The organism is Pseudomonas sp. GM_Psu_1 (genome assembly GCF_026544185.1).
Taxonomy (GTDB): domain Bacteria; phylum Pseudomonadota; class Gammaproteobacteria; order Pseudomonadales; family Pseudomonadaceae; genus Chryseomonas; species Chryseomonas oryzihabitans.
This window is the reverse complement of record NZ_JALNUX010000008.1, coordinates 78,867-103,196: the sequence shown is the minus strand read 5'-3', so window position 1 is coordinate 103,196 and position 24,330 is coordinate 78,867. Positions and strand designations below refer to the sequence as shown.

Genomic DNA, 24,330 nt, shown 5'->3' with positions numbered 1-24,330 from the left:
AGGTCCAAGGTCAAGATTGATGGAATCGGCTTTTTTTAAGAGGGGTGGCCGCCCCGGAAGGACAAGAGGAGTTGGGTGTGTCGCGTAGACGTGTCGTGATCACGGGTATGGGCATGGTATCGCCGCTTGGCGCCGATGTGGCGAGCAGCTGGGAAGGCATCCTGGCCGGTCGCAGCGGTATCGCGCCGATCGAGCATATGGACGTCTCTGCCTTCAGCACGCGGATCGGCGGATCGGTCAAGGGATTCGACGTGGAGCAGTACCTGTCCGCGAAGGAAGCCCGCAAGCTGGATCTGTTCATCCAATACGGTCTCGCTGCCAGCTTCCAGGCCATGCGTGACAGCGGTCTCGAGATCAACGATGGCAATCGCGAGCGCGTGGGTGTCGCCATGGGTTCCGGCATCGGTGGACTGACCAATATCGAGGCGAATTGCCAGTCGCTGCTCGCCCAGGGTCCACGCCGTATTTCCCCCTTTTTCGTACCGGGCTCCATCATCAATATGGTGTCCGGCTTCCTGTCGATCCATCTGGGTCTGCAGGGTCCCAACTATGCCATCGCCACCGCCTGTACCACGGCGACGCACTGCATCGGCATGGCGGCGCGCAACATCGCCTACGGTGAGGCCGATGCCATGGTCGCCGGCGGTTCGGAGATGGCGACCTCGGGTCTGGGTCTGGGCGGCTTCGGCGCGGCGCGTGCCCTGTCGACCCGCAATGACGATCCGACCCGTGCCAGCCGTCCCTGGGATCGCGACCGTGACGGCTTCGTGCTGTCCGATGGGGCCGGTGCCCTGGTGCTGGAAGAGTACGAGCACGCCAAGGCGCGGGGCGCCCGCATTTATGCCGAGCTGATCGGTTTCGGGATGAGCGCTGACGCCTTCCACATGACCGCCCCGCCGGAAGACGGCGCGGGTGCCGCGCGCTGCATGAAGGCGACCCTCAAGGACGCCGGTATCGCGCCGGAAGCGGTCGATTACGTCAATGCCCATGGCACCTCCACGCCGGCCGGCGACCTGGCTGAAGTGGCGGCCCTGAAGCAGGTGTTCGGCGAGCAGGCCAAGCGCCTGAGCGTGAGTTCGACCAAGTCCATGACCGGTCACCTGCTGGGTGCCGCCGGCGCGGTGGAGGCCATCTTCACGGTGCTCGCCCTGCGCGATCAGGTGGCGCCGCCCACCATCAATCTGGACAATCCCAGCGACGGCTGCGATCTGGACTTCGTGCCCCACGAGGCGCGGCAGCGGCCCATCGAAGTGGCCCTGTCCAATTCGTTCGGCTTTGGTGGCACCAACGGCAGTCTGGTGTTCCGGCGCTTCGACGCTTGATCCAGGACTGGCTCAATGGCCAACCGCTGGATCCCGGTCTGCAACGCGACCGGGGTCTGGCCTATGGCGATGGGCTGTTCGAGACCATCGCGGTTCGCCGGGGCCAGCCACGTCTGCTGGACCGTCATCTGCAGCGGCTGGTCACCGGTTGCCAGCGACTGCGCCTTCCCTGCGATGTCGCTCAGCTGGACGCGGAGATCCGCGCCTATGCGGCGCTGCTGGGAGAGGGCGTCGCCAAGCTGCTGCTCACCCGCGGTGACGGCCTGCGCGGGTATGCCCCGCCCGCCGAGCCCGAGGTGCGGCGCCTGTTGCTGGGCTCTCCCGTCCCGGCCTATCCGGCGGCCCACGCCACCGAAGGCATCGACCTCTATCCCTGCACCACCCGCCTGGCCCGCCAGCCGTTGCTGGCCGGACTCAAGCACCTGAATCGACTCGAACAGGTCCTGGCGCGGGGGGAGTGGAATGACCCCCGCTATGCCGAAGGCCTGATGCTGGATCAGGACGGCAGGCCGATCGAGGGCGTGTTCAGCAATCTGTTCCTGGTCCGCGCCGGGCGGCTGCTGACCCCCGCGCTGGACGGCTGTGGCGTGGCCGGCGTGCTGCGCGGTCTGCTGCTCGATGTCGCTGCCCGGGAAGGCATCCAGGCCGAGGTCCTGCCGCTGGCGCTGGACGATCTGCTGGCGGCCGACGAAGTTTTCCTCTGCAACAGCCAGTACGGTATCTGGCCCGTGCGCCGGTACGCAGCCGCGAACTGGTCCGTGGGGCCGGTGACCCGTAAACTGCAAGGTTCGATAAACGAGATTCTGGAATAGCCGATGCGCAAGGCGAGAGCTCTGCTTACGGCGCTGCTGGCCGCTGGCGGCCTGCTGCTGGTCCTGGCCGGTTGGCGCCAGCACCAGGCGCTGACTCAGCCGCTGAAGGTCGACGGCGAGCAACTGATCGAGATCCCCAAGGGCGCGACCCCGGGCGGCAGCCTGCTGCGCCTGGAAGAGCAGGGCGTGCTCGACGGCGCCTTCTGGCTGCGCCTTTACTGGCGCTTCAATCTGGCCGGGCAGACGCTGCACAGCGGTGAATACCGCCTGACCCCCGGCATGACGGTGGAGCAGTTGTTCAGCCTCTGGCGCAAGGGCGACGTGGTGCAGTACGGCCTCACCCTGGTGGAAGGCTGGAATGTCCGTCAGGTACGCGCCGCCCTGGCGCGGCAGCCCAAGCTCGAGCATGACACCGCCGAGCTGGACGATGCCGCTCTGATGAAGCGCCTGGGCCTGGACGGCCAGCACCCCGAGGGGCGTTTTTTTCCCGATACCTATCGCTATGTGAAGGGCCAGCGCGAATCCGATCTGTTGCGTCAGGCCAACCAGCGCCTGCAGGCCGTGCTCGATCAGGAGTGGGAGGCACGCGATCCCGCGGTGCCCTACAAGGACGCCTACCAGGCGCTGATCATGGCTTCGCTGGTGGAGAAGGAGACCGGCGTGCCCGAGGAGCGCGACGAGATCGCCGGGGTCTTCGTGCGTCGCCTGGCGGCCGGCATGCTGCTGCAGACCGATCCCACGGTGATCTACGGCATGGGCGAGCGTTACAACGGCCGCATCACCCGCGCCGATCTGCGCGAGCCCTCGCCCTACAACACCTATCTCAACGCGGGACTACCGCCGACGCCGATCGCCATGCCCGGTCGCGAGGCCATCCATGCGGCGCTGCATCCCAAGGACGGCGACAGCCTGTATTTCGTCGCCCGTGGCGACGGCAGCCATGTCTTTTCCAAGGACCTGGAGGCGCACAACCAGGCGGTCCGCGACTTCCAGCTCAAGCGGCGCTCCGACTACCGCTCCAGTCCCGCCCCGCAGACGCCCGACAGCAAGGAAACCCCATGACGGCAAACGGCCTGTTCATCACCCTCGAAGGCCCCGAGGGCGCGGGCAAGAGCACCAACCGCGACTATCTCGCCGAACTCCTCGGCAGCGGTGGGCGCGAGGTGGTGCTGACCCGTGAGCCGGGCGGCACGCCACTGGCCGAGCGCATCCGCGAGATCCTGCTGGCGCCGGCCGCCGAGCCCATGGCGGTGGATACCGAATTGCTGCTGATGTTCGCCGCCCGCGCCCAGCACCTGGCCCAGGTCGTCCGGCCCGCCCTGGCGCGCGGTGCCCTGGTGCTCTGCGATCGTTTCGTCGATGCGACCTATGCCTATCAGGGCGGCGGCCGCGGTGTGCCCGTGGAACGCATCGCCACCCTGGAAGCCTTCGTGCTGGGCGACCTGCAACCCGACCTGACCCTGGTCTTCGACTTGCCGGTGGAGATCGGCCTGGCGCGGGCAGCCCGACGCGGCGCCCTGGATCGTTTCGAACAGGAGCAGCGCGCCTTCTTCGAGGCGGTGCGCCAGACCTACCTGGACCGTGCCCAGGCCGTGCCGGCGCGCTATCGCCTGATCGATGCCTCGCGCAGTCTGGCCGAGGTGCAGGCGGAGCTGCGCGCCCTGGTCGCCACCCTGGAGCCGACGCCAGGTGGCTGACGTCTATCCCTGGCAGGAGGAGCTCTGGGCGCGGATCTGGCCCCGGCGACAGCATCCCCATGCCTATCTGCTGCATGGCCCGCGCGGCATCGGCAAGCGCGACCTGGCCGAGCGCCTGGCCGCGCTGCTGCTGTGCCAGGCGCCCCAGGGCGCTGCCGCCTGCGGCCAGTGCAAGGCCTGCGCCCTGCTCAGGGCGGGGACCCATCCCGATTACTGCGTGATCCAGCCGGAAGAGGCTGAAAAGCCCATTCGCGTTGATCAGATCCGCGGCCTGGTGGACTTCGTCTCCCAGACCGCCCAGCTGGGCGGGCGCAAGCTGATCCTGCTGGAGCCGGTCGAGGCGATGAACCTCAATGCCGCCAACGCCCTGCTCAAGAGCCTGGAAGAGCCCTCGGGCGCTACCGTGCTGCTGCTGGTGAGCCACCAGCCGAGCCGCCTGCTGCCCACCGTGCGCAGTCGCTGCGTGCAACAGGCCTGTCCGGTGCCCTCGCGGGCCGAAAGTCTCGCCTGGCTGGGCGAGCGTCTGCCGAACCTCGAGGCGGAGGTCCGTACCCAGTTGCTGGTGCTGGCCGGCGGCTCGCCGCTGGCGGCCCTGCGTCTGCATGGCGAGGACGTGCTGGCCCGCCGGGCCCTGGTGGTGGAGGGGGTCAAGCGCCTGCTCAAGCGCCAGGCGGCGCCCAGTCAGCTGGCCGAGAGCTGGAATGCCGTGCCCCTGCCGCTGCTGCTCGACTGGTTCTGCGAATGGACCCATGGTGTCCTGCGCCAGCAGTGGGGTGGCGCCGATGCCGAGGCTGCGCCGGACATGGCCAAGGTGCTGGGTTATCTGGCGGAGAAGAGCGCGCCGCACGAGGTGCTGGCCCTACAGGAATGGCTGCATGCCGAGCGGCAGAAGGTGCTGGGCAAAGCCAACCTCAACCGCGTATTGTTGCTGGAATCGCTGTTGATCCGCTGGGCCGGTCTGGTGCCCGGACGCTAGCGATCCGCGCGTCCGTCTTGCCTGTGTCGAGAGAATCTCATGAGTTTGCCGCAGAACCTGGGCCCCCGTAATGGCATCCTGTCCCTCACCATCAAGGACAAGTCAGTGCTCTACGCCGCCTACATGCCCTTCATCCGCAACGGTGGCCTGTTCATCCCGACCGGCAAGACCTACAAGCTCGGCGACGAGGTCTTCATGCTGCTCAACCTGATGGACGAGCCGGACAAGATCCCGGTCGCTGGCAAGGTGGTCTGGATCACGCCCAAGGGCGCCCAGGGCAACAGAGCCGCCGGGGTCGGCGTGCAGTTCAACGAAGGCGACAACACCGCGCGCAACAAGATCGAAACCTATCTGGCCGGCTCGCTGAAGTCGGACCGTCCCACCCATACCATGTGATGCCTGCGCCGTCCCGCTCGGGGCGGGGCGTCGCTGCTGATTCAAGGCTATTTCCCGTGCACTTCGTCGACTCCCACTGTCACCTGGATCGACTCGATCTTTCCCTTCATGACGGCTCCCTGGATGCAGCGCTCGATGCCGCGCGCGCCCGGGGTGTCAGCCAGTTCCTCTGCATCGGCGTCGATGCCGGCAATGCCCCCACGGTGCAGGCCCTGGCCGAACGCTATGCCGACGTCCACTGTGCCGTGGGCATCCATCCGCTGGATGCCGCCCAGGGCAGCGCCATCGATCTCGACTGGCTGCTGGCGCGGCTGGCCCATCCGCGCGTCGCCGCCATCGGCGAGACCGGCCTCGACTATCACTACCAGCCCAACACCGCCGAGATCCAGCAGCGCTCCTTCGGCCTGCACCTCGAGGCGGCGCGGCGCACGGGGCTGCCGCTGGTGATCCATACCCGCGAGGCGCGCGCCGACACCCTGGCCATGCTGGGCGCCGCCGACCTGCCGGGCGCCGGGGTGCTGCACTGCTTCACCGAGGACTGGGCAACGGCCAAGGCGGCGCTGGACCTGGGCTTCTACATCTCCTTTTCCGGCATCCTGACCTTTCGCAATGCCGCCGATCTGCGCGACGTCGCGCGCCAGGTACCGGCCGATCGCCTGCTGGTGGAAACCGATTCGCCCTATCTGGCGCCGGTGCCCCACCGCGGCAAGGCCAACCTGCCGCAATTCGTGGTCGAGGTCGCCCAGTGCCTGGCCGACGTGCGCGGGGTGACCCTGGAAACCCTCGCCGAGCAGACCACCGCCAACTTTCGCCGGCTGTTTCCCCGCGCCACCCTGTAGGCAAAAAAATGGCCCGGGTATCCTGGGATACCCGGGCCGGACCAGCGGTTCGCCCAGACGGAGAGCCGCCTCCCTGGCCCGCGCCGCGGGGGTCGACGCGGCCAGTCACTTGAGTATTGGCCAGCTCGCGGAAAGGTCCAGTCGGGATTGGACGTTTTTTAAACAGTTTTGGAATAGCGCTGCCCCGACACTGGCTATCTCGGGCCTTTCAGGCCCTTACCTTAGAAGCGTGCCAGCGCCCCGATCAGATCCAGCGTCTGCTCCAGCACGTGCTCGCTGGTATAGAAATGCGGCGACAGGCGGATGCCCGGACCGCGCTGGGCGCAGACCACGTCGGCGGTCTTGAGTCGCTCGAACAGCTGCCGATTGTCCCAGCCCTCGAGCGAGAAGGTGAGGATGCCCGAGCGGCGCTCGGCAGTGACCGGTGAATGCAGGACGGCACCGGGGAGACCGCGGATATGGCTGTCGAGCAGTTCGATCCGTGCCAGCAGGTCTTTGCCCACCTGTTCCATGCCGGCATCTTCCAGCAGCGACAGACTCGCCTCCAGGGCCACCGCGCCAAGCATGTTCGGGCTGCCGCACTCGAAGCGCATCGCCGTCTTGGCCGGTTGCCATTCGCGCTGGCTGTAGTCGCCGGCGTTGTCCAGCATGTGCCAGCCGTATTCGTGCAGCTTCAGCTGCTCGCGCAGATCGGCGCGGCAATAGAACACCCCCAGGCCTTCCGGGCCGAGCATCCACTTGTGGCCGTCGGCCATGGCGAAGGCGCAGTTGCAGGCCTGGGCATCGAAGGGCAGGGCGCCCAGTTGCTGGATGGCATCGACGCACAGCAGCACGCCCTTGGCGTCGCAGCCCTGGCCCAGCTGGGGCAGGTCCAGGCGCAGGCCGCTGGCGTACTGCACGGCGCTGATGGCCATCAGGCGGGTGCGCGGACCGCAGGCGGCCAACAGATTGGCCTCGGGGGTGTCACCCAGGCCGACTTCCACCACCTCGACGCCAAAGCGCGCCAGGGCTTCCCAGACCACCCGGTTGGAGGGGAACTCCTCGTCGCTGATCACCACCTGGTCGCCGCTCTGCCAGTCGAGGCCGAAGGCGACGAAGGAGAGAGCCTCGGAGGTATTCTTCACCAGGGCGATGTCGCTGCTGGACGGCGCATTGAGCAGGCGGGTCAGGCGCTCGCGCAGGCGCTGTTCCATGACCAGCCAGGTCGGATAGTTGCGCGCACCGTACTGGCAGTTTTCGGCGGCGAATTCGGTGACGGCCTGCGCGGCGCGCTTGGGCCACGGGGCCACGGCCGCGTGGTTGAGGTATCTCATGGCGTAGGCCTGAGGGAATTCGTGCTTCCAGGAAGACATTGACTCGATCCGTACAATCTGGGTGTGATGGGGCATAATAAGGGGCGCGCCCGCGCGGTTCACCGATGCTTTCGGTGCAGCTCGCCCAAGGTGTGACGAAGTGCCGGTATGCCGAGGGGTGACTGGCGATTCGAAGGCCCTATCCCTTTTCAAAACAACAAGTGGGCTGCCATGCAGAAAGAATCCCGCAAAGTCCGCGAGTTCCGTCGCCGCGAACAGGAAATCCTCGATACCGCCCTGCAGCTGTTTCTCTCCGAAGGAGAAGACAGCGTCACCGTCGAGATGATTGCCGAGGCGGTCGGTATCGGCAAAGGCACCATCTACAAGCACTTCAATTCCAAGGCCGAGATCTATCTGCGGCTGATGCTGGATTACGAACGGGACCTGGCCGAGCTGTTCCAGTCGGACAACGTTGCCCGCGACCGCGAAGCGCTCTCCCGCGCCTATTTCGAATTCCGCATGAGCGATCCGCAGCGCTACCGCCTGTTCGATCGCCTCGAGGAGAAGGTGGTCAAGACGCGGCAGGTGCCCGAACTGGTCGAGCAGCTGCACAGCATCCGCACCTCCAACTTCCAGCGGCTGACCAGCCTGATCGAAGGCCGCATCGACGAAGGCAAGCTCGAGGACGTGCCGCCCTATTTCCACTACTGTGCTGCCTGGGCGCTGGTGCACGGCGCCGTGGCCCTTTACCATTCGCCGTTCTGGCGCGACGTGCTGGAGGATCAGGAAGGCTTCTTCCAGTTCCTCATGGAGATCGGCGTTCGCATGGGCAACCGACGCAAGCGAGACGTCGAAACGCCTGTCCGATCCTAGGGTCCGATAGAGGCGAGGGATGCCGCGCCATCCCTTTTCTCTTGTCCCACTGGAGTAACCCCAAAGATGATCGTTGACCGCCAGGGTAGGGCGTTTCGCAACTTGCGGATCAGCCTCACGGCGGCCTGCAACTATGCCTGTACGTACTGCGTGCCCAACGGCAAGCGGCTCGTGGCTGCGCAGGACGAACTCAGTGCCGAAACCATGGCACGGGGCGTGGAATACCTCATCGATGCCGCCGGTATCGAACGGCTGCGCATCACCGGGGGCGAACCCCTGGTCACGCCGCGGCTGGAACCCTTTCTCGCCCGCGTTTCCCAGCTCGGTCTCAAGGACATCAGCCTGACCACCAATGGTCAGCTGCTGCCGCGCAAGCTGGATTTCCTCATCGACCACGGCATCCGCCGGCTCAACGTCTCCCTGGATACCCTCGATGCCGAGGCCTTTCCGCGTCTGGCGCGGGGGGGCGATCTGGCCACGGTGCTGGCCGGACTCGAAGCGGCCCGTGCGGCCGGTCTCAAGATCAAGCTCAACATGGTGCCCCTGCGTGGCCAGAATCTCGATCAGGTGCTGCCGTTGCTGGACTACTGCCTGGAGCGCGGCTTCGAACTCAGATTCATCGAGCTGATGCGCATGGGCCACCTGGCGAAGGATCCGGTCGCGTTCAACAACCAGTTGGTCTCCCTGGCCGAGTTGCTGGAGATCATCGGCTCGCGCCACGCCTATGTGCAGGCCGATGCGCCGGTGGACTCCACCGCGCTGCGCTATCGCGTCGAGTCGGGCGGGCATTTCGGCGTCATCGCCAATGAAAGCGTGCCCTTCTGCCGGACCTGCTCGCGACTGCGGCTGTCGTCCACGGGCTGGCTGCACGGCTGCCTGTCGTCGAGCAACCGCCACTATGTCGGCGATCTGCTGGACAAGCCGCGGCACCTGGCGCTGCCGGCGTTGCAGCGGCTGCTGGTCAAGGCCCTGGGCGACAAGCAGGACGTGGCCTTCTCGGGGGGCGTGACCGTCATGAAGATCATCGGCGGCTGATCTACCCGCTGCGCCCCAAGCTGGCGCGAAAGCTGCTAAGGCCCTTGTATCGACGGCAACTTGGCGCCGGACAGGGGTCTGCTTTCCATGGTCACACTGCGTTTTCTGTTCATTTCCGTGCTGCTGGCCGCTCTGGGTGGCTGCATGAACGTCAGCGACATGGCGTCCGGGGTCGAGTACCACCTGCGCGATGCGGGGCTGCTCGACTACAGCAAGACCCAGCGGCTGAACAACTTTCGGCTGCAGGCCGACTCCTACATCTACATAGCCCAGGGCGCCTTCGTGCCCCTCGGCCATCCCTATGCCCGCCCGAACGTGGTGGCGGAAGAGGCCTTCAAGGGCTTCGTGGAGTATTTCCCCCGGGTGCGTCGGGCGGACAAGCCGGAGGGCTTCGACGAGGCCATGGCCAAGGCCCGCCAGCTTGGGGCCCACTATGTGCTCTACACCCGCTTCGCCGGTGCGGACGATCGCATCGGGACTTGGGAAGAGTGGGAAGACCAGGACGACATCGGCCGGGTAGGGCGCGATCGTAGCGTCGTGCAGATGATGCTGGTGGAGGTCGCCACCTTCCGCCTGGTGGACACGGCGCGGATCCGCAGTCGTGGCGGCTTCCTGACGTTCTATGACGAGCGTCCGGAAGACCTGCTCGGACCCGCGCTCAACCAATACGCTCAACGCCTGCTGGGGTTGGGCAGCCGCTAGAGGAGAAGGACGTGAGCCAGGTCGATGTGACGCGCAACCTGCTGGCGCAGTTGCCAGCTGCGGAAGAGGGCCGGCTGCCGCCCGTGGAGCTCTGGCATCCGCCCTTCTGCGGCGACATCGACATGCGCATCGCCCGGGACGGCACCTGGTATCACCAGGGCACCCCCATCACCCGACCGGCCATGGTGCGGCTGTTTTCCACCATCCTGCGCCGCGATCCCGAGCGCTTCGTACTGGTGACGCCAGTGGAATGCGTGGGCATCCAGGTGGAAGACGCACCCTTTCTGGCCGTGGACGTCGAATGGCGTGGCAGTGGCCAGGAGCAGACCCTGGATCTGGTTACGAACGTGGGCGACAGGGTCGCCGTCGATGCCGAACATCCATTGCGCTTCGAGGAGCAGGATGACCAGCCGGCACCCTATGTGCGGGTGCGTGGCGGTCTGGAGGCGCGGCTCAATCGGGCGGTGTTCTACCGGCTGATGGAGAGGGTCGAGGAGAGTGACCACGAGGGCCGTTCCTGGCTCGGTCTCTGGAGCCGTGGCAGCTTCTTTCCCGTAGCGCCCGCTGAATGAAGAAAGGGCCCCTCGGGGCCCTTTTTTACGCTTACATGTTGGGGTAGTTGGGGCCCCCGCTGCCTTCCGGCGCCACCCAGGTGATGTTCTGCGCCGGGTCCTTGATGTCGCAGGTCTTGCAGTGGACGCAGTTCTGGGCATTGATCTGGAAGCGCGGCTCGCCGCCATCGCGGACCACCTCGTAGACGCCGGCCGGGCAGTAGCGCTGGGCGGGTTCGTCATACAGCGGCAGGTTCTGCGCGATGGGAATCGAGGGATCCCTGAGCTTCAGGTGAACCGGCTGGTCTTCCTCGTGGTTGGTGTTGGAGAGGAACACCGAGGACAGCTTGTCGAAGCTCAGCTTGCCATCCGGCTTGGGATAGCTGATGCGTGGCGCCTCGTCGGCCTTCTTCAGGCAGGTGTGGTCCATGCGCCGATCGTGCAGGGTGAAGGGCAGGGCGCCCCCCAGCAGGTTGTGCTCGACGAAGGCGAAGGCCGGGCCGAGCAGCGGACCGAACTTGTGCATGGCCGGACCGAAGTTGCGGCTGGCATGGAGTTCCTCCTGCAGCCAGCTGCCCTTGAAGCCATCGACGTAGCCCTGAAGTTCATCACCTTCGCGACCGGCCGCCAGCGCGGCGACAATGGCGTCGGCGGCGAGCATGCCGGACTTCATGGCGGTATGGCTGCCCTTGATCTTGGCCGGGTTCAAGGTGCCCAGGTCGCAGCCGATCAGGGCGCCACCGGGAAAGACCATCTTCGGCAGGGAATTAAGGCCGCCCTTGACCAGGGCGCGGGCGCCGTAGGAGACGCGCTTGCCGCCTTCCAGGTACTGGGCCACCACCGGGTGGTGCTTGTAGCGCTGGAACTCGTCATAGGGCGAGAGGTGCGGATTGCTGTAGGCCAGATCGACGATCAGCCCGACCACCACCTGATTGTCTTCCAGGTGATAGAGGAAGGAACCCCCCGGGTTCTCCTTGTCCAGCGGCCAGCCGGAGGTGTGGATCACCAGGCCCTGCTCGTGCTTGGCCGGGTCGATCTCCCACAGCTCCTTGATGCCGATGCCGTAGTGCTGCGGATCGGCGCCTTCGCCGAGCTTGAATCTCTGGCCCAGCTGCTTGCCCAGATGGCCACGGCAGCCCTCGGCGAACAGGGTGTACTTGCCGCGCAGTTCCATGCCGGGGGTGTAGACCCCCTCCTTGGGCTGGCCTTCGCGATCCACGCCCAGGTCGCCGGTGATGATGCCGCGCACCACGCCGTGCTCATCGATCAGCGGCTCCTGGGCGGCAAAGCCCGGATAGATCTCCACGCCCAGGGCTTCGGCCTGCTGGCCCAGCCAGCGGCAGAGGTTGCCCAGGGAGATGATGTAGTTGCCCTGGTTGTGCATGGGCTTGGGCACGAAGAAATTCGGTACCTTGGTCGCCTGACGCTCGTCCTTGAGCAGGTAGATGTCGTCGCGCTTGACCGGGGTGTTCAGGGGCGCGCCCAGTTCCTTCCAGTTGGGAAAGAGCTCGTCCAGGGCGCGCGGTTCGAAGACCGCACCGGAGAGAATGTGGGCGCCGACCTCGGAGCCTTTCTCGACCACGCAGACGCTGATCTCCTGGCCTTTCTCGGCCGCCTGCTGCTTGAGACGACAGGCCGCGGACAGGCCCGCGGGGCCGGCCCCGACGATCACCACGTCGAATTCCATGTATTCGCGTTCCACGGCTCACTCTCCTCAGGCAAAGCTTACGATCTGGTTATTTATGTAGGGGTGCAACAAAAGACTTCATTATATCCCGCGTGCTCCCTGGCACCCATTCAAACGTTTGTTTAAATTTTCTGCAAGCCTGTTAGACTCGGGAGTTACTGGCCCCTGACGGACTGTCGCGTTGACCCCTGCTGCCGTGGAGGTCAACATAAGAAGAATTTGCAACAAGGTTGGAGCGGCAGGGGTCGTGTCCAACGCAAGGCCGCCTTGGCGTCCTGTTTATTCACCAGAATAAATCGAGGGATTCATGAAGGTTCTCGTAGCTGTCAAACGCGTGGTGGACTACAACGTCAAGGTCCGCGTCAAGGCCGACCAGACCGGTGTCGACCTGGCCAACGTCAAGATGTCCATGAACCCCTTCTGCGAGATCGCCGTGGAAGAAGCGGTGCGCCTGAAGGAAAAGGGTATCGCCAGCGAGATCGTGGTCGTGACCGCGGGTCCCGCCCAGGCGCAGGAGCAACTGCGTACCGCCCTGGCACTGGGCGCCGATCGCGCCGTGCTGATCGACACCGGCACTGCCGAGCTGTCGTCGCTGACCACTGCCAAGCTGCTCAAGGCCGTGGTGGACAAGGAACAGCCCCAGCTGGTGATCCTGGGCAAGCAGGCCATCGACAGCGACAACAACCAGACCGGCCAGATGCTGGCGGCCCTGACCGGCTTCGCCCAGGGCACCTTCGCCTCCAAGGTGGAGCAGGCCGGTGACGGCCTCAACGTGACCCGCGAGATCGATGGCGGTCTGCAGACCGTGGCGCTCAAGCTGCCGGCGGTGGTGACCACCGACCTGCGCCTCAACGAGCCGCGCTACGCCTCGCTGCCCAACATCATGAAGGCCAAGAAGAAGCCGCTGGAAACCCTGACCCCGGACGCCCTCGGCGTGGCGGTGAAGGCCTCCTACGAGGTGGTCAAGGTGGAAGCCCCGGCCGGTCGTCAGGCGGGCATCAAGGTCAAGTCCGTGGCCGAACTGGTCGAAAAACTCAAGAACGAAGCGAAGGTGATCTGATGGCCATTCTCGTCATTGCCGACCACGACAACGCCAACCTCTTCGGCGCTACCCTGAACACCGTCGCCGCGGCCCAGGCCATCGGTGGCGATATCCATGTGCTGGTCGCCGGCCAGAATGCCCAGCCGGTCGCCGACGCCGCCGCCAAGGTCGCCGGTGTCAGCAAGGTGCTCCTGGCCGACAACGCCGCCTACGCTCACCAGCTGCCGGAAAACGTCGCGCCGCTGGTGGTCGAGCTGGCCGCCAACTACAGCCACGTCCTGGCCGCTGCCAGCACCAATGGCAAGAACTTCCTGCCGCGCGTCGCCGCACTGCTCGACGTCGACCAGATCTCCGAGATCATCGCCGTCGAATCCGCCGACACCTTCAAGCGTCCGATCTACGCCGGCAACGCCATCGCCACCGTGCGCTCCACGGCGCCGATCAAGGTGATCACCGTGCGCGCCACCGGTTTCGATCCGGTCGCCGCCGAGGGCGGTTCCGCTGCCATCGAAGCCGTGAGCCTGGTAAAGGACGCCGGCATCTCCAGCTTCGTCGGCGAAGAGCTGGCCAAGTCCGACCGTCCGGAGCTGGGCGCCGCCAAGGTGGTGGTCTCCGGTGGTCGCGGTCTGCAGAACGGCGACAACTTCAAGATCCTCTACGCCCTGGCGGACAAGCTGGGCGCTGCCGTGGGTGCCTCGCGCGCCGCGGTGGACGCCGGCTTCGTGCCCAACGACATGCAGGTCGGCCAGACCGGCAAGATCGTCGCGCCGCAGCTCTACATCGCGGTGGGCATCTCCGGTGCCATCCAGCACCTGGCGGGCATGAAGGACTCCAAGGTGATCGTCGCCATCAACAAGGACGAGGAGGCGCCGATCTTCCAGGTGGCCGACTACGGCCTGGTGGGTGACCTGTTCGAATTGATCCCCGAGCTGGAAAAGGCCGTCTGAGGCCCACCCCCGTGCAAGAGCCCGCCCCTTGGCGGGCTTTTTCATGGGCGCGGCAAGCCCTCTGGCAGAGCCCCTGGCGTCAAGGCGGGGTGCGCCGGTTCCTTGTCGTTTTTGGACATTGCCGCCCCGGGAAGGGAAGGGTTAAGGTCAGGCCTAGCTGTACCGGTATACCTTCAGGGTAGCCTGCTACTGTTCCGCTTTCGTCCAGGAAGACGCCATGACCAATCTGTTGCTCTATCAGCGCATCGCCCAGCAACTGGCGAACGACATCCGCACGGGGGTCTACAAGCCCGGCGAACGGGTGCCTTCGGTGCGCAAGCTGAGTCAGCAGCTGGGCGTCAGTCATGCCAGCGTCCTGCAGGCCTATGCCACCCTGGAAGACCAGGGGCTGATCCGCGCCCGGCCGCAGTCGGGCTTCTATGTGCACCAGACCCCGGCGCTGACCGCGCCGACGCCGGACATCGCCACGGTGGAGCGGCCCAGTCTGGTGACCCGTGCCGGCATCATCAACCAGGTGCTGGCGGAATCACGGCGGGAAGGCGTGGTCCCCCTGGGCATGGCGGTACCCCAGCCCGACTATCTGCCGCTGCGGGCCCTGCACCAGCAGCTTTCAAAGGTGACCCGTTTCCAGGCCCGCGCGGCCTTTTCCTACCTGCACAGTCCGGGCTACGAGCCCCTGCGCCGCCAGGTCGCCATTCGCCTGCGCGATGCGGGGGTGGTGGTGGGGCCGGAAGAGGTGGTGATCACCCATGGCTGCGTGGATGCGCTGCAGATGTCGCTGCGGGTGCTGACCAAGCCGGGCGACCTGATCGCCACCGAATCGCCGTCCTACTACGGGCTGCTGCAACTGGCCGAGGTGCTGGGCCTCAAGGTGATCGAGATCCCCTGCGATCCGGATACCGGGCTCAGCGTGGAAGCACTGCAGCTGGCCGCGAGCCAGTGGCCGGTCAAGGCCCTGGTAGTGGCCGCCCGCCTGAGCAATCCCCTGGGCGGCAGCATGCCGGAGGCGCGGCAGAAGCAGCTGCTCAGGCTGGCCGCCGAGCGCAACATCGCCATCGTCGAGGACGACATCTATGGCGAGCTGACCTACGACAGTGGTTCCAAGGCGCTCAAGGCCCTCGACAAGCAGGGGCGGGTGATCTACTGCTCGAGCTTTTCCAAGACCATCTCGCCGGGCGTCCGCATCGGCTGGGTGGTGGCCGGGCCCTACCAGGAAGACATCTGCCGCCTGCAGACCTTCACCACCCATTCCGCCTGCAGCGTGACCCAGATGGGCGTCTCGGCCTATCTGGAGAACGGCGGTTACGACCGCCACCTGCGCGCCATCCGCCAGGAATACCGGCGCAACATGACCGCCTTCCAGCTGGCGATCCAGGAGCATTTCCCCGAGGGTACCCAGATGAGCCGGCCCAATGGCGGCTTCATCCTCTGGGTCAGTTTGCCGGTGCGGGTGGATACCCGGTTGCTGCACCAGCGTGCCCTGGATCAGGGGGTGAGCATCGCGCCCGGCATGATCTTCAGCAACACCGACCAGTTCAATCACTGCATCCGCCTCAATTGCGGTCTGCCCTGGGGACGCGATGCCCAGCGGGCGCTGATGACCCTGGGCCTGCTCGCCCGTCAGCTCTGCCAGGAAACCCTGGCCGCCTAGCGGCAGGCCTGGAACCCGCCGTGGGGCGGCGGAGTCGGTTGTAGAGACTGACCCTGTCGCACCTGGTGCTCCACTCCGGGCGCGATGCCCTGAGTGTGGTGAGCCCATGCGTGGATACCTGGCAACGACGGCGCTGGCCGTGACCCTGCTGTTGGCGGGCTGCGATAACGAGTCACCGCCCGCCACGGCCAAGACGCCTCCCGCACCAGCGCCAGTGCCAGAGGCACCGAAGCCGCCGGTGGCCGCCGAGCCCCAGGGCAGCGCCGCCGATCTGCGCGCCTTCCGCCTGGATCCACTGCCCGGCAAGGCCTTCGTGTTGCCGGCCCCGCCCCCGAAAAAGCAGGACCTGGCGAAGAACAGCCAGGTCAAGAAGCCCGCCGTGCCCAAGCCGGCACCGGCTGCAGCCCATCCCCTCGATCTCAGCGTACCCGGAGAGGCGGCCACGCCCCAGGCGGTGAGCACGCGTCACCTAGGCGCAGGCAAGGCCGACAGCAGCGTCGCCGAGGCGGGTCTGCTGCCGCAGCTGTTTCGCAAGGCGGACGATCCCGGGCGTTTCGAATTGGGCGGGCGGGTGATCAGCCGGGATCGCAGCGACGATTTCGAAGGCGCGGAAGTCGAGTTGCGCTTTCGCCGCTAGCCTGACGCGGGCGCCGTGCCGTCGTCGAACGGCTGTCCGGAACTTCCTGGCCGCAACGCTTGCCGACAGTTCAGGTGGCGGACACGTCGTCTGCCTGGATTCGGGAGCGTTCCATGCCCAGCGCAACAGGCAAGATTCGTTATGCAGTGGTAGCAGGTGGCTGGATTTCCCAGGGCGCCTTCATGCCCGGGGTCGGCCAGACCAGCAATTCCGAGATGACCGCCCTGGTCACCGGCGATCCCATCAAGGCGCGGGATCTGGCCGCCAAGTACGGCCTCAAGAGCTACAGCTACGAAGAATTTCCCAGCTTGCTCACGTCGGGCGAGATCGATGCCATCTACCTGGCCACGCCGAACTTCCGCCATCTGGAGTTCGCGGTACCGGCGCTGGAGGCCGGTATCCATGTCCTGCTGGAAAAGCCCATGGCCATCAGCGAGGAAGAATGCCAGGCGATCAACGCCGCGGCCGCGCGCTCCGGCGCCAAGTTGATGATCGCCTATCGACTGCACTGCGAGCCGGGCACGGTGGAGATGATCGAGCGGGTGCGCAATGGCGAGATCGGCGATCCGCGCCTGTTCACCTCGACCTTCACCCAGCCGGTCGACACGGCCAACCACCGCGCCCAGAGCGGCTTCTGGGCCGGTCCCGTCACCGACATGGGGCCCTATCCGCTCAATGCCGTGCGGGCGCTCTTTGCTGACGAGCCCATCGAAGTCAGTGCCGTGGGGATAAGGACACCCGGGCGCGACGTCACCACCTGGGATGCCGTGACCGTGACCCTGCGCTTTCCTGAAGAACGGCTGGCGAGCTTTACCGTCAGTTTCAGCGGCCCCAACACCGAGCGTTTCCAGCTGATCGGTCGCAAGGGCGAGATCGAGGCCTCGCCGTGCTTTGGCTTCGGTGAAGGCGTCGCCATCGGCTATCGCCTGACCGTGGACGGAGAGACCGAAGAATTCAAGGCGCCGGTGGTGGATCACTTCGGCGGCGAGACGGCCTATTTCTCCGATTGCATCCTGCAGGATCGGCAGCCGGAAATGGACGGGGAGGAGGGCTGGCGCGACGTGCGTGTGCTGGCGGCCATCGAGTGCGCCCTGGAAAGCGGTCAGCCGCAATCCCTGGAACCGCTGCCCAAGCGTCAGGGACCGACCCGTGAGCAGGTGCGCAGCCTGCCACTGGCGGAGGTGCCGGAGTACGTCAATACCAAGGCACCGCTGGAGTCCTGATGCTACAGAGCCCTGCCACCCAGAGGGTGACAGGGCTCTGCCTGGACGCCCGAGGCGCGCGATCAGTGGTCCTGGGCCTCCTTGGCGTCCATCTCGGCATTGCGCTGCCGGATCTTGGTTTTCTGTTCGTCGGTCAAGGGCACCTTGCGCGCCGTGTCCTTGAGCATGAGCAGGCTGCCGACCACCGAGCCGATGGCAACCAGCAGGATCAACCAGGCATACCAGGGCATCTGTCTTCTCCTTGAGTGGCTATATCGCTTCGACCACGGACAAGGCTATCAGTGCGCCCGGCAGGTCGCATTCGTGCGCCTGAGCCAGGCGGCGTAACCCAGGTCGTAGAGCCAGTTGAAGGCCAGGGTGTAGGGCAGGAAGAACAGGATCAGTCCCAGGTCCAGCAGCAGCGCCTGCCACAGGCTGATGGACAGCCACCAGGCGGCCAACGGCACCAGCACCAGGATCAGTCCGCCTTCGAAGCCGAGGGCGTGCAGCAGGCGGACACCCAGGCCACGGGTGAAGCCCAGGCGCTGTTGCAGCCGATCGAAGCCCAGGTTGAACACCAGATTCCAGAGCATGGCGATGGCCGAAAAGGCGGCGGTGAGCAGACCCATGTGCCCCAGGGAGCGATCCAGCAGCCAGGCCAGGGTCGGGGTGGCGAGCAGCACGGCGAGCCCCTCGAACAGCAGGGCATGCAGGATGCGGGCACTGGCGGGACGCTGGGTGAGGAGGCTGGACATGAGGTGACTCCACGATGGACGGGGCCTCAGTGTCATCGGTTAAGCTGGGGAGATCAAAGTGGATCCCATAGGCTGAGCCGATATGTATCCCAATGCCGAAGCCCTCGAGGCCTTCGTCGAGGCGGCCGCGGCCGGCTCCTTCAGTGCTGCGGCGCGGGTGCTGGGCAAGCGGCAGTCCAGTATCAGCGAGAGCATCGCCCGGCTGGAGGACGACCTGGGGGTGTCGCTGTTCGATCGTCAGGGCCGCTACCCGCTGCTGACGGCCGCTGGCGAGCAACTGCTCGACCACGCCCGCGCGGTGCTCTCGGCCCACGACCGCCTGGCCAATCGCGCCACCCAGCTGGCGGCCGGGGTGGAGCCGCGCCTGACCCTGGTGATCTCCGATACCTATCAGCCCACCCGTTACGAGGCGCTGCTGACGGAGCTGGACCAGCGCTATCCGGATCTCGAGTTCGAATGCCTGATCGCCGAGGACGCAGATGTGCTCAGCCTGGTGCAGGGACGCGCGGATCTGGGCCTGCTGGCCGGTCAGCCGCCCTATCCGGCGGACATCGAGGCGGCCACCCTGGATGGTCTGGTCACCTTCGGTCTCTATGTCGCCGTCGATCATCCGCTGGCGGCGCTGGAGCGGGTCACACCGGCCGACCTGGCGCCCTATCGGCTGCTGCGCCTGAGCACCGTGACCGAAGCCTCTCCCCAGGTCAGCCGCCTGCCGGACACCCGCGGCCGCTGCTGGTCGGCGCCCGACTACCTGCTGCTGCTGGACATGGCGGTGCAGGGCTTCGGCTGGGCCGAACTGCCGCTGTGGCTGGTGACGACCTTTGGCCAGGGGCGGCTGGTGGAGCTGGCCGTACCGGGCTGGCCGCAATGGGTGGCGGTGGACGTGGTCTGGTCACGGCGACGGCCGCTGGGTCCGGCTGGCAACTGGCTGCGCGAACGCCTGCTCAGGCCGAGCTGACGGACGAGAACGGCCAAGTGCCGGCGCGGCGCTTTTCTGCGAAAATGCCGGCCTTTGCCGTTTTGCCGAGAGCTCCCATGTCCGCCTGCCAGTCTCCCATCATCGTCGCCCTGGATTTCCCCTCGTCGTCCGCCGCTCTGGCGCTGGCCGACCGCCTCGACCCCGCCACCTGCCGGGTCAAGGTCGGCAAGGAGCTGTTCACTGCCAGCGCCGCCGGGGTGGTGGAGGCTCTGCGCACGCGCGGCTTCGAAGTCTTCCTCGACCTGAAATTCCACGACATCCCCAACACCACCGCCATGGCGGTCAAGGCCGCGGCGGAGATGGGCGTCTGGATGGTCAATGTCCACTGCTCGGGCGGCCTGCGCATGATGACCGCCTGTCGCGAGACTCTGGAGGCCTTCCAGGGTCCCAAGCCGCTGCTGATCGGTGTCACCGTGCTGACCAGCATGGAGCGCGAGGACCTGGCGGACATCGGCCTGGACGTGGATCCCCAGGAGCAGGTACTGCGCCTGGCCGGTCTGGCCGCTCGCGCCGGGCTGGACGGCCTGGTCTGCTCGGCTCAGGAGGCCTCCGCGCTCAAGGCTGCGCAACCGGCGCTGCAACTGGTCACCCCCGGCATCCGGCCGGCCGGCAGCGCCCTGGATGACCAGCGCCGCATCCTCACCCCGCGCGAGGCCCTGGACGCCGGCTCCGATTACCTGGTGATCGGCCGGCCCATCGCCCGCGCCGCCGATCCGGCCCGCGCCGTGGAAGAGATCCTCGCCACCCTGAAATAAGCGGTAAAGCTCCGGGGCGGCGGTCGCCGGCAAAAGGTGCTGCTATTCTCGTCTTGCAGGCCGGCGCCTTCTCATGTCGGCGCAAGGCGAGAGACCTCAGGGCATGCACGATAGGTTGAACGCCTGTCTCAAGGCGGTAGACGGCGTTTTGTTGGGCAAGGAAACCCAGGTCAGGCTGGCGCTGGCCTGCCTGCTGGCGCGGGGGCACCTGCTGATCGAGGACCTGCCCGGCATGGGCAAGACCACCCTCAGCCATGCCCTGGCCAGGGTGCTGGGACTGTCCTTCCAGCGCATCCAGTTCACCTCCGACCTCCTGCCCGGCGATATCCTCGGCACCTCGGTGTTCGATCGCGACAGCGGCCAGTTCGTCTTCCATCCCGGGCCGGTGTTCGCCGAGTTGCTGCTGGCCGACGAGATCAATCGCGCCACGCCCAAGAGCCAGAGCGCGCTGCTCGAGGCCATGGAGGAGGGGCAGGTGACCATCGAGGGTGCCACCCGGCCCTTGCCCGATCCCTTCTTTGTCATCGCCACCCAGAATCCCATCTCCCAGGGCGGCACCTTCGCCCTGCCGGAATCCCAGCTCGACCGCTTCCTGATGCGCCTGTCGCTCGGCTATCCCGGACGCGCCGCCGAACGCGCGCTGCTGCTTGGCGGTTCCGGGCGCGAGCAATTGCCGCGCCTGGAGCCCCTGCTGGATCATGCCCAGTTGCGGCTGATCCAGGCCGAGGTGCCGCGCATCCATGCCAGCGAGGCGGTGGTGGACTACGTGCTGCGCCTGGTGGAGGCCACCCGCACCCAGACGTCCTTCGCCCTCGGCCTGTCGCCGCGCGGCAGCCTGGCGCTGCTGGCCGCGGCGCGCGCCTGGGCGCTGCTGGCGGGGCGGGACCATGTGCTTCCCGAGGATGTCCAGACGGTGCTGCCGGCGGTGGCGGGGCATCGCCTGCGCGACATCGCCGATCCCGCCGGGCATGGCGGCGGCGCCCTGGTGCAATGGCTGCTGCGCGAAGTCCCGGCGCTGTGACCGGCGGCGCCTGGCAGCGCTATCGAGACGGCTGGCTGGCGCGGCGGATTCCCCCGGCCAATCGCATCACCCTCGATCAGCGACGCATCTTCATCCTGCCCACCCGCCAGGGGGGCGCCTTCGCCATCGCCCTGCTGCTGATGCTGCTGGCCGGCATCAACTACCAGAACAGCCTGGCCTATGGCCTGACCTTCCTGCTGTTTTCCCTGGCGCTGGTGGCCATGCTGCACACCTATCGCAACCTGGCCGGTCTGCAACTGGTCGGCGGCGGCGCCAGTCCGGTGTTCGCCGGCGAGGCCGCCGGCTTTCGCCTGCGCCTGGAGAGCGAGCGCCGCGCGCACCAGGGCATCGCCCTGGGCTGGCGTAACGAGCCGCTGCTGCTCAGCGACGTGCCGGCGGGGGAGAGCGTCGCCCTGCAGATCTTCCACCCGGCGCCGAGTCGCGGGTGGCTCAGACCCGGGCGGCTGCGGGTGGAGAGCCGTTTTCCCCTCGGCCTGTTCGTCGCCTGGAGCTGGCTGGACCTGGACGTGCGCGCCCTGGTCTATCCGCAGCCACTGGCGACCACGACGCCGCTGCGCAGCGGCCAGGATGCCGGCAACGAGGAAGGCCAGCGCCAGACGGGACAGGGCGCCGACGACTTTCAGGGGTTGCGGTCCTATCAGCCGGGCGACTCGCGTCGGCGGCTGGACTGGAAGGCCTTTTCCCGCGGGCAGGGCCTGCTGGTCAAGGACTTCACCGCTCTGGCCGGCAGCGAACTCTGGCTGGATTTCAGCGTGCTCGATGGCGACACCGAAACGCGGCTGTCCTGGCTGTGCCAGGCGGTGCTGGATTGCAGCGCCCGCCAGCTGCGCTTCGGCCTCAGGGTGCCCGGAGTGGAGCTGGCGCCGGCCAGCGGCGAAAGCCAGCGTGACGCGGCGCTGCAGGCCCTGGCCCTGTTCGGGCGGCCATCATGAACACCGCCGTGCCGCAAGCCATTCCGCGCATCGCCCTGATCTGGCTGCTGGTGGCCCAGGCGCTGGTGATCCTGCCGCACCTCACCCATCTGCCGCCCTGGGTCGGCCTGCTCTGGGCCTTTTGCGCCGGCTGGCGGGTGCTGCTGTTCCGCATGCGGGTGCGGGCGCCGACGCGGATCGAGAAGGGCGGTCTGCTGCTGCTGACCATGGGCGGCATCTGGCTGTCGCGTGGCTCCTTCATCGGTCTGGATGCCGGCGCCGTGCTGTTGCTGGTGACCTTCGCCCTCAAGCTGATCGAGATGCACAGCCGCCGCGATGCCCTGGTGGTGATCTATCTGGGGTTCTTCGCGGTGGTGATCGCCTACCTGTTCGAGGATGGCCTGCTCGCCGCGCTCTACAGCCTGCTGCCGGTGACCGCCCTGGTGGCGGCGCTGATCGGCCTGCAGCAGAGTGCCCTGGCCAGTCGGCCGCTGGCGACGCTGAAAGTCGCCGGCACCCTGCTGCTGCAGGCGGTGCCGCTGATGCTGCTGCTGTTCCTGGTGTTTCCCCGTATCGGCCCGCTGTGGTCGTTGCCACAACCGGGCGACCAGGCGCGCACCGGACTGGGCGACAGCATGGCGCCGGGGGAGATCGCCCAGCTCTCGCAATCCGCCGAGCGGGTGTTTCGCGTCAGTTTCGCCGGCGACCGGCCGGCGCAGCGTGATCTCTACTGGCGGGCCACCACCTACGAGCGCTTCGACGGCGCGCGCTGGTCGGTGGATCCCGACACGGCCTGGAGTCCGGAACCGGCCTGGACGCCGAGCGGCCCCCGACTGGACTACCAGGTAGTCATGGAGCCGAGCGGTCGGCCCTGGCTCTACGGCCTGGACGTGGCGCGCAGCGATCAGCGCGACGTGCGCCTGGCCAGCGACTTCCATCTGCAGCGCCGCCGCCCGGTGGATCAGGCGCTGCTCTATCGGGTATCCAGCTGGCCGCAGGCCACTCGCGAGCCAGAGCGGCTGTCCGCCTCCAGCCAGAGGCGCGCGCTGCAGCTGCCCAGTGGCGGCGAGCCGCGCACCCGTGCCTGGGTAGCCGGGCTCAAGGCTCGCGCGCCAACGCCCGAGGCCCTGGCCCAGGCGATCCTGGCCTATTTCCGCCAGCAACCCTTCGTCTACACCCTGCAACCGCCCACGGCAGGCGTCGATGCCATCGACGCCTTTCTCTTCGACAACCATCGCGGCTTCTGCGCCCACTATGCCGGCGCCATGACCTTTGCCCTGCGGGTGGCGGGCATTCCGGCGCGGGTGGTGGCGGGCTACCAGGGCGGTGAATTCAATGCCGCGGGCGGCTATCTGCTGGTGCAGCAATTCGATGCCCATGCCTGGGTGGAATACTGGCTGCCGGGGCGCGGCTGGGTCAGCGTCGACCCTACCGCCCAGGTGGCGCCCGAGCGTATCGAGCGGGGTCTGCAGGAGGCCCTGGCGGCCCAGGGCGCGGCCAACGAATTCCTCGCCGACAATCCCTTCGCCGCCAATCGCTATCGCAACCTGGCCTGGCTCAATGACCTGCGTCTGGGCTGGGACCGCCTCAACTACGGCTGGCAGCGCTGGGTGCTCAACTACCAGGAGGATACCCAGGGCGAACTCTTCAAGCGGCTGCTCGGCGAGGGTTCGCTGCAACGCCTGGGGCTGCTGCTGGCGCTGGTGGTGTTGGGCGTGCTCGGGGTGATGGCGCTGCTGGTGCTCAAGCCCTGGCAGCGGACGCGGGATCCCCTGTTGACGCGTTTCGACCAGTTCGAGCGGCTGCTGGCGCGGCAAGGCGTCAGGCGTCGAAGCGGCGAGGCGGCGGGCAGCTTCGCCGGACGCGCCATGGCCGAGCTGCCGGCGGCGCGCGCAGCGATTTCGGCCTTTTCCCAGGAATTCCAGGCGCAGCGCTATGCCGGTCGGCCGCAGGATCCTGCGGCTCTGACCAGGACGCTGAAGCTATTGAAACGTCAGCTGCGTGGCCGTCAGGCGCGCAGCGACTGAGGCACGGGGAGGGCGTCAGGCTCTTGCAGGGCGAAGGCCACCAGGCAGACGACGGCCGCCAGGATCAGCGGTTGTGGATGGGGGTTGCCGAGCGCCTGGGCGATGCAGCCCAGGCCCAGCAACAACAGCACGGCGGAAGTGAGGGTGGTGACCGAGCGCATGACGGTTCTCCGAAAAACGTGCGGGCATCTTGCCGCCTG

Annotated in this window: 26 protein-coding genes; 21 read left to right on the top strand and 5 right to left on the bottom strand. The window is 66.9% G+C overall.

Annotated elements, in window-relative coordinates; genetic code table 11:
- The first annotated feature begins 77 nt into the window (after window positions 1-77).
- Genes fabF through OXS31_RS15230 form a run of 7 tightly spaced genes read left to right on the top strand, consistent with a single transcriptional unit; the run spans window position 78 to window position 6,042 of the window.
- Complete coding sequence (gene fabF, locus OXS31_RS15260; RefSeq protein WP_007160596.1) at window positions 78-1,322, top strand: beta-ketoacyl-ACP synthase II; 1,245 nt, start codon at window positions 78-80, stop codon at window positions 1,320-1,322.
- Window positions 1,322-2,134 (top strand): aminodeoxychorismate lyase, encoded by an 813-nt coding sequence (gene pabC / locus OXS31_RS15255; RefSeq protein ID WP_267400282.1) that lies wholly within the window; start codon window positions 1,322-1,324, stop codon window positions 2,132-2,134. Before fabF ends, pabC begins: the two co-directional genes overlap by 1 nt.
- A 3-nt stretch (window positions 2,135-2,137) precedes the next feature.
- Complete coding sequence (mltG, locus tag OXS31_RS15250) at window positions 2,138-3,196, top strand: endolytic transglycosylase MltG (RefSeq protein WP_027601561.1); 1,059 nt, start codon at window positions 2,138-2,140, stop codon at window positions 3,194-3,196.
- Window positions 3,193-3,831, top strand: a complete 639-nt coding sequence (gene tmk, locus OXS31_RS15245) for a dTMP kinase (protein WP_027599029.1) — start codon at window positions 3,193-3,195, stop codon at window positions 3,829-3,831. The genes mltG and tmk overlap by 4 nt, the downstream gene beginning before the upstream one ends.
- On the top strand, window positions 3,824-4,807 hold the full coding sequence (locus OXS31_RS15240) for a DNA polymerase III subunit delta' (RefSeq protein ID WP_267400077.1): 984 nt from the start codon (window positions 3,824-3,826) through the stop codon (window positions 4,805-4,807). The genes tmk and OXS31_RS15240 overlap by 8 nt, the downstream gene beginning before the upstream one ends.
- A gap of 39 nt (window positions 4,808-4,846) precedes the next feature.
- Entirely contained in the window at window positions 4,847-5,203 is a 357-nt protein-coding gene (locus OXS31_RS15235; protein ID WP_017641886.1) for a PilZ domain-containing protein, read from the top strand.
- Window positions 5,204-5,259: 56 nt separating this feature from the next.
- Window positions 5,260-6,042 (top strand): TatD family hydrolase, encoded by a 783-nt coding sequence (locus OXS31_RS15230; RefSeq protein ID WP_267400073.1) that lies wholly within the window; start codon window positions 5,260-5,262, stop codon window positions 6,040-6,042.
- Window positions 6,043-6,263: 221 nt separating this feature from the next.
- Here OXS31_RS15230 and OXS31_RS15225 read toward each other — a convergent pair whose 3' ends face one another.
- Window positions 6,264-7,394, bottom strand: coding sequence for an aminotransferase class V-fold PLP-dependent enzyme (locus OXS31_RS15225; protein WP_074584622.1), 1,131 nt, complete (start codon window positions 7,392-7,394; stop codon window positions 6,264-6,266).
- 171 nt (window positions 7,395-7,565) lie between these two features.
- Between OXS31_RS15225 and OXS31_RS15220 the strand changes: the two genes are divergently transcribed.
- The 4 genes from OXS31_RS15220 to OXS31_RS15205 all read left to right on the top strand — a co-directional run bounded on the left by OXS31_RS15220 (window position 7,566) and on the right by OXS31_RS15205 (window position 10,516).
- Window positions 7,566-8,207, top strand: a complete 642-nt coding sequence (locus OXS31_RS15220; RefSeq protein WP_007160588.1) for a TetR/AcrR family transcriptional regulator — start codon at window positions 7,566-7,568, stop codon at window positions 8,205-8,207.
- A gap of 66 nt (window positions 8,208-8,273) precedes the next feature.
- Window positions 8,274-9,242: a radical SAM protein gene (locus tag OXS31_RS15215; RefSeq protein ID WP_027599025.1), complete on the top strand. Its 969-nt coding sequence runs from the start codon at window positions 8,274-8,276 to the stop codon at window positions 9,240-9,242.
- Between the two features lie 87 nt (window positions 9,243-9,329).
- Window positions 9,330-9,944: a DUF4823 domain-containing protein gene (locus OXS31_RS15210; RefSeq protein ID WP_115946467.1), complete on the top strand. Its 615-nt coding sequence runs from the start codon at window positions 9,330-9,332 to the stop codon at window positions 9,942-9,944.
- 11 nt (window positions 9,945-9,955) lie between these two features.
- A complete protein-coding gene (locus OXS31_RS15205; protein WP_027599023.1) occupies window positions 9,956-10,516 on the top strand; it encodes a DUF1285 domain-containing protein in 561 nt (186 codons plus the stop codon).
- Between the two features lie 31 nt (window positions 10,517-10,547).
- Here OXS31_RS15205 and OXS31_RS15200 read toward each other — a convergent pair whose 3' ends face one another.
- The gene (locus tag OXS31_RS15200) at window positions 10,548-12,197 is read right to left on the bottom strand and encodes an electron transfer flavoprotein-ubiquinone oxidoreductase (protein WP_181085274.1); all 1,650 of its coding nucleotides are present in this window, start codon (window positions 12,195-12,197) and stop codon (window positions 10,548-10,550) included.
- Window positions 12,198-12,489: 292 nt separating this feature from the next.
- Between OXS31_RS15200 and OXS31_RS15195 the strand changes: the two genes are divergently transcribed.
- From OXS31_RS15195 to OXS31_RS15175, 5 genes are all read left to right on the top strand, one after another.
- Window positions 12,490-13,242: an electron transfer flavoprotein subunit beta/FixA family protein gene (locus tag OXS31_RS15195; protein ID WP_027599021.1), complete on the top strand. Its 753-nt coding sequence runs from the start codon at window positions 12,490-12,492 to the stop codon at window positions 13,240-13,242.
- A complete protein-coding gene (locus OXS31_RS15190) occupies window positions 13,242-14,171 on the top strand; it encodes an FAD-binding protein (protein WP_044341732.1) in 930 nt (309 codons plus the stop codon). Before OXS31_RS15195 ends, OXS31_RS15190 begins: the two co-directional genes overlap by 1 nt.
- A gap of 217 nt (window positions 14,172-14,388) precedes the next feature.
- Window positions 14,389-15,822, top strand: a complete 1,434-nt coding sequence (locus tag OXS31_RS15185; protein WP_027601567.1) for a PLP-dependent aminotransferase family protein — start codon at window positions 14,389-14,391, stop codon at window positions 15,820-15,822.
- A 106-nt stretch (window positions 15,823-15,928) separates the two neighbouring features.
- Window positions 15,929-16,459 (top strand): hypothetical protein, encoded by a 531-nt coding sequence (locus tag OXS31_RS15180; protein WP_232104454.1) that lies wholly within the window; start codon window positions 15,929-15,931, stop codon window positions 16,457-16,459.
- A gap of 113 nt (window positions 16,460-16,572) precedes the next feature.
- Entirely contained in the window at window positions 16,573-17,682 is a 1,110-nt protein-coding gene (locus tag OXS31_RS15175; RefSeq protein WP_267400050.1) for a Gfo/Idh/MocA family oxidoreductase, read from the top strand.
- Window positions 17,683-17,744: 62 nt separating this feature from the next.
- Here OXS31_RS15175 and OXS31_RS15170 read toward each other — a convergent pair whose 3' ends face one another.
- Together OXS31_RS15170 and OXS31_RS15165 are read right to left on the bottom strand one after the other, a co-directional pair.
- Entirely contained in the window at window positions 17,745-17,912 is a 168-nt protein-coding gene (locus OXS31_RS15170; protein WP_267400049.1) for a DUF2897 family protein, read from the bottom strand.
- A 48-nt stretch (window positions 17,913-17,960) separates the two neighbouring features.
- On the bottom strand, window positions 17,961-18,416 hold the full coding sequence (locus OXS31_RS15165) for a multidrug/biocide efflux PACE transporter (RefSeq protein WP_267400048.1): 456 nt from the start codon (window positions 18,414-18,416) through the stop codon (window positions 17,961-17,963).
- Window positions 18,417-18,498: 82 nt separating this feature from the next.
- Here OXS31_RS15165 and OXS31_RS15160 point away from each other — a divergent pair, with 82 nt between their 5' ends.
- The 5 genes from OXS31_RS15160 (at window position 18,499) to OXS31_RS15140 (ending at window position 24,130) form a co-directional block, all read left to right on the top strand.
- Complete coding sequence (locus OXS31_RS15160) at window positions 18,499-19,374, top strand: LysR family transcriptional regulator (RefSeq protein ID WP_267400047.1); 876 nt, start codon at window positions 18,499-18,501, stop codon at window positions 19,372-19,374.
- 77 nt (window positions 19,375-19,451) lie between these two features.
- Window positions 19,452-20,150: an orotidine-5'-phosphate decarboxylase gene (pyrF, locus tag OXS31_RS15155; protein WP_027599014.1), complete on the top strand. Its 699-nt coding sequence runs from the start codon at window positions 19,452-19,454 to the stop codon at window positions 20,148-20,150.
- A 103-nt stretch (window positions 20,151-20,253) separates the two neighbouring features.
- Window positions 20,254-21,171 carry an AAA family ATPase gene (locus tag OXS31_RS15150; protein WP_027601572.1) on the top strand — a complete coding sequence of 306 codons (918 nt, stop codon included), beginning with the start codon at window positions 20,254-20,256 and terminating at the stop codon, window positions 21,169-21,171.
- Entirely contained in the window at window positions 21,141-22,124 is a 984-nt protein-coding gene (locus OXS31_RS15145; RefSeq protein WP_256594393.1) for a DUF58 domain-containing protein, read from the top strand. Before OXS31_RS15150 ends, OXS31_RS15145 begins: the two co-directional genes overlap by 31 nt.
- Complete coding sequence (locus OXS31_RS15140; protein ID WP_267400037.1) at window positions 22,121-24,130, top strand: DUF3488 and transglutaminase-like domain-containing protein; 2,010 nt, start codon at window positions 22,121-22,123, stop codon at window positions 24,128-24,130. Before OXS31_RS15145 ends, OXS31_RS15140 begins: the two co-directional genes overlap by 4 nt.
- On the opposite strand, the gene OXS31_RS15135 is transcribed toward OXS31_RS15140, so the two are convergent.
- Complete coding sequence (locus tag OXS31_RS15135; protein ID WP_007160571.1) at window positions 24,112-24,291, bottom strand: hypothetical protein; 180 nt, start codon at window positions 24,289-24,291, stop codon at window positions 24,112-24,114. The genes OXS31_RS15140 and OXS31_RS15135 overlap by 19 nt on opposite strands.
- Between the last annotated feature and the right edge of the window lie 39 nt (window positions 24,292-24,330).